Genomic DNA, 4,127 nt, shown 5'->3' with positions numbered 1-4,127 from the left:
CTCCCCCGCCCGCCGCCGCGGACCTGCCGACGCCCGCACCCGCCGTCGTCAGCGCGAACGGAACCGGTGGCCCGGGCCGGGGCGGGGCGCACGAGCTGCGCTTTACCGAGGTGACCGTGCGGTACCGGGCCGGCGCCGCGCCCGCGCTCGACCGGGTGAGCCTGGACCTGCCCGCCGGGCGGCGGATCGCGGTGGTCGGCCCGAGCGGAGCCGGCAAGAGCACGCTGGCCGCCGTGCTGACCGGCGCGGTCCGGCCCGCGTCCGGCCGGGTCACGCTGGACGGTCACGACCTGTCGACGTACGCCGAGGAGGAGCTGCCCCGCGCGGTCGGCGGGCTGCTCGCCGAGGCGTACGTCTTCCACGCCACGGTGCGGGAGAACCTGCTGCTCGGCCGCGCCGGAGCCGGCGAGGAGGAGCTGGTCGCGGCGACCGCCGCCGCCGGCCTGCTGGAGTGGGTACGCGCCCAGCCGGCGCAGTGGGACACGCTGGTCGGCGAGGAGGGCGGCCAGCTCTCCGGGGGCCAGCGGCAACGGCTCGCGCTCGCCCGGGCCCTGCTCGCCGCGCCGCCGGTGCTGGTGCTCGACGAGCCCACCGAGGGGCTGGACCCGACCGCCGCGGACGCCGTTCTCGCCTCCGCGCTCGCCGCCACCCCCGCCGGGCACTCGGTGCTGCTGATCAGTCACCGGCTCAGCGGGCTGGCCGAGCTGGACGAGATCGTCGTCCTCGACGGCGGCCGGGTGATCCAGCGCGGCCGGCACGCCGAGCTGGTCACCGCCCCCGGCTGGTACCGGGACCAGTGGCTGCTCCAGGCGGCGGCCGAACGCGGGTACCTGGCTCTGCGCCCCTGACCGGGCTCTCCGGGACGGACCAGGGTTCTCCCGGACGTCGGCACGCCGGTGTCCGTGGCAGGGTGGTGCCATGCCGCGCTCTGAGGACGTGTTGGTGGAGGAGCACCTTCGGGAGCTTGCCGCCCGGTTGCACGGGCCGACCCGACTGAAGTCGGACCTGCTCACCGAGGCGCGGCACGGCCTGTTGGACGCCGTCGAGGCGTACCGCGAGGGTGGCGTGCCGCCCACCGAGGCGCAGCGGCGCGCGGTGGCCGAGTTCGGCTCACCGGCGCAACTGCTCCCCTCCTGGCAGGCCGAGCTGGCGGTGGGTGCGCTGCGTGGGTTCTCCCTGCGGATGCTGGCGATCGCCGCGGTGGGGGTCGTCGCCGGCGACCTCACCTGGCAGGGGTCGAGCTGGAGCGGCGGCTCCCGGCCGCCGGCGGTCTACCGGCTGCTCTCCACCTCGGTCGAATGGATCTGGACCGGCTCGCTGCTGCTCGCGGCGGCCGGGCTGCTGGTGGTGGCGGCGGGCGCCCGTTCGCCGCGACCGGGTCTGGCGGCGGCGCAGCGCGCGGTGGGCGCCGGCCTGACCGGCGCGGTGGCGCTGGGCATGCTGGCCGGCACGGCCCTCTTCGCCTGGTCGTTCGGTCTCTGGGATGCGGCGCTGCACTGGCCTCCGATGATCATCGGAGGCGTGCTTGCCGGTGGCGCCTACTTCTCGCTCGTCCGCGCGGCGCGCGGTTGGCTGCGGGCCACCACCCGCTGAACCACGGCGACCCACCGGACGCCCGCCCGTCCACGGCGGTGCGCGCGTGGCTGCCGAGCGGTGAGCGCACCGGGCCGGACGGACCACGGCCCGCCGAGCCGCTCTCAGGCCGGGGTGCCGGGTGGGCTGCCGGGGTCGAGGAACCGGCCGACCGTCACGCGGAACTCGTGCCACCCCGCGCGCTCCCCGGCCAACGCCCGCCGGCCGGCGTCGGTGAGCTCGTACGTCCGCCGCTCCCGGCCGTTGACGGTGCTCCAGGTGCTCGCCACGTGCCCGGCGCGCTCCAGCCTGCGCAGTGCCGGATAGATGGTGCCGGTGGGCAGGTCGAGGCTGCCGTCGCTGCGCGCACGCAGCGCCTCGATGATGGCGTACCCGTGCAGCGCGCCCTGTTCGAGAACGGCGAGCAGCAGCGCGTCGAGATGGCCGTGCAACTCCTGGGCCTTCATACGTAGCTACGCTACTTGTCGAATCGCCGGCGCGCCACCGGCGGCAACCCCCGACGACCCGCAGGCCCGAACCGGTGTACCGCCCGGCCTCCGGGGTGCGGGCACCGGTCGCCCAGGACCGCCGACTAGGGTATGTGCCCAGAGTCACTCGCCGTCCGAGACGCCGGCGGGTGGGCAACCCGAAGCACACGGAGGTCAGCGTGGCCCGCCAGTCGCCCCAACGGCCCGACGCCGACGAGCCTGAGCTCGACGACAGCACCGGCCCGGCCGAGCCAGATCAGGCCGACGAGGCCGAGGAGGCCGACCGCGCGTCGGCGTCGCTCGACCGGTCGCTCTGGGACGAGCTGCGCATCGAACCGGTGGAGATCGCCCTGCCGGCCGGCGTCGGTTTCACGCTGCGGGCGTACCGGCCGGCGGGGGCGTTGACCCCGACCGACGTGACCGAGCGCGACCAGGACGACCCCTTCCTCGCCCGCCGTCAGGTCATCGAGGAGGAGGAGGACGACGACGAGACCGTCGTCATCCTCGACGAGGAGCTGGCCGAGGAGTTCGCCGAGACCGACGAGGACGCGGAGTCCCGCCGTCGCCGGGACGGCGACACGGACGCCGACGAGGCGGACGAGGGCGCCACGGACGAGGCGAGCAACGAGGAGGTGCCGGTCTTCCTCAGCCACCGGGGCAAGCTGCTGCTGTTCAAGACCCCCGAGTCGTTGGTCAGTTTCATCCGGTCCGGCGCGCCAAATGATCTGTCCCAACTGGACAGCTGGAATGAATTGTCCGAACGGGTGGAGCCGGCCGACATCGAGCCGCTCGACGAGGACAACTACGAGCTCGACCTCGTCGTGGAGAACCTGCGCGGCGGGCACGACACCTGGGATTCGACCCTGCTGATCAAGGCCGGTGAGGCCGCACGTGACCTGGCGTACGCGTTGCGGCTGCCTGCGGTCCTGGACATGCTCTCCGCCGGCTCCAGCCTCGACGACCTGGACGAGGCGCTGCGGGCGACCGCCAACGGTGGGATCGGCGGTTTCATGGGCCGCCGGCGGCTGAAGAAAATCGGGGCACAAACCGCAAGTTTGGGTTGGCGCACCATTGTCGGCAAGATCTCTGCGGTCGTGGACTGGCGCGACTGACCCGTACCGGGGAGCATCAGTTGCTGGCAGAGGAAAGACCTGTCCCGGGAGGAGGACGACGCCGTGGCGCTCGTGCGCGTGTACTGCGGTCTGGCCTCGGCGGATCCGGCTGACCGACCGGCCTCGGCCGGTTCGACGCTGACGTCCGCTGTGGTCGACGACGCAGGCCGTCTGCTGCATGTCTGCGAGATCGGCGACGACGCGGCTGGCTACGCCCAGCTCGTCGCGCTGCTCGTGGAGCGGTCGGGCGGGCCGAGCGGTGCGGCCATCGCCGCCGACAGCGACGACCACACGGTCATCTCGCTGCTGAGCGCGGCGGGTCGGCCACTGGCGATCGCGGACGACGACTCGGTCGACGACTTCGCCGAGCGGTTCGCCGACGACGACTCCCTGGAGGAGATGCAGTCGCCGCCGGCCGAACGGCGGGCCGTCGGTCTGGCCCGCGCGTTGCAGGCGGGCGCGCTCTCCGCGGTCACCCTGCCGGCACCCCGGGACCTCGCCGGCTACAAGCAGGTGCTCTCCGCGCACGCCGCGCTGGCCAGCGGCCGGCACTCCGCCGCCGTCGCGCTGCGCGAGGTGCTGCGCGAGCTCTACCCGGCGGCGCTGCGCGCATATCCGGACCCGGCCGAGCCGGTCTCGCTGGCGGTGCTGGACGCGCTGCCCGAGCCGGGCATGCTCGGCGGCACCGTGGCCCGGGGCCGCGAGGTCTCGGTGGCGGCGGACGCCATCGCCGCGCACCTCGCCGCGGACGGGGTGGCCGACGCCGACGAGATCAACGAGGCGGTCACCGCGCTGCGGGTCGCCATCACCGAGACGCCCCGCCGCGCCGCGGTCAACCGGGCGCTCACCTCCGCGGTGGCCGAGACGGTGCGGCAGGCGGTCGCTTCCGTGCGGGCCTGCGACGCCGGGTGCGAGGCGCTGGTCAGCGCGCTCAGCGCACGGGCCAGCGCCTCGC

4 protein-coding genes and 1 pseudogene are annotated in these 4,127 nt (G+C 74.7%); 4 read left to right on the top strand and 1 reads right to left on the bottom strand.

Annotation, left to right across the window (positions count from 1 at the left end):
• The coding region (locus EAD98_RS00755; RefSeq protein ID WP_233583662.1) for an ABC transporter ATP-binding protein at positions 1 to 848 on the top strand (848 nt) is incomplete at its 5' end.
• Positions 849 to 918: 70 nt separating this feature from the next.
• Positions 919 to 1,593 carry a permease prefix domain 1-containing protein gene (locus EAD98_RS00750; protein ID WP_121652173.1) on the top strand — a complete coding sequence of 225 codons (675 nt, stop codon included), beginning with the start codon at positions 919 to 921 and terminating at the stop codon, positions 1,591 to 1,593.
• 104 nt (positions 1,594 to 1,697) lie between these two features.
• On the opposite strand, the gene EAD98_RS00745 is transcribed toward EAD98_RS00750, so the two are convergent.
• Positions 1,698 to 2,039 carry a PadR family transcriptional regulator gene (locus EAD98_RS00745; protein WP_121652172.1) on the bottom strand — a complete coding sequence of 114 codons (342 nt, stop codon included), beginning with the start codon at positions 2,037 to 2,039 and terminating at the stop codon, positions 1,698 to 1,700.
• A gap of 170 nt (positions 2,040 to 2,209) precedes the next feature.
• Between EAD98_RS00745 and EAD98_RS00740 the strand changes: the two genes are divergently transcribed.
• Together EAD98_RS00740 and EAD98_RS00735 are read left to right on the top strand one after the other, a co-directional pair.
• Positions 2,210 to 3,172, top strand: coding sequence for a DNA primase (locus tag EAD98_RS00740; RefSeq protein ID WP_121652171.1), 963 nt, complete (start codon positions 2,210 to 2,212; stop codon positions 3,170 to 3,172).
• Between the two features lie 39 nt (positions 3,173 to 3,211).
• A pseudogene (locus EAD98_RS00735) lies at positions 3,212 to 4,127 on the top strand (transposase); the annotation flags it as partial.

Source organism: Micromonospora sp. CV4 (assembly GCF_003667455.1).
Classification (GTDB): Bacteria; Actinomycetota; Actinomycetes; order Mycobacteriales; family Micromonosporaceae; genus Micromonospora.
This window is presented reverse-complemented; position numbering and strand designations above follow the sequence as displayed.

Bases quoted from the DNA above. Each gene is read 5' to 3' on its own strand.
- EAD98_RS00750 (WP_121652173.1), top strand. From the start codon at position 919: ATGCCGCGCTCTGAGGACGTGTTGGTGGAGGAGCACCTTCGGGAGCTT.
- EAD98_RS00745 (WP_121652172.1), bottom strand. From the start codon at position 2,039: ATGAAGGCCCAGGAGTTGCACGGCCATCTCGACGCGCTGCTGCTCGCC.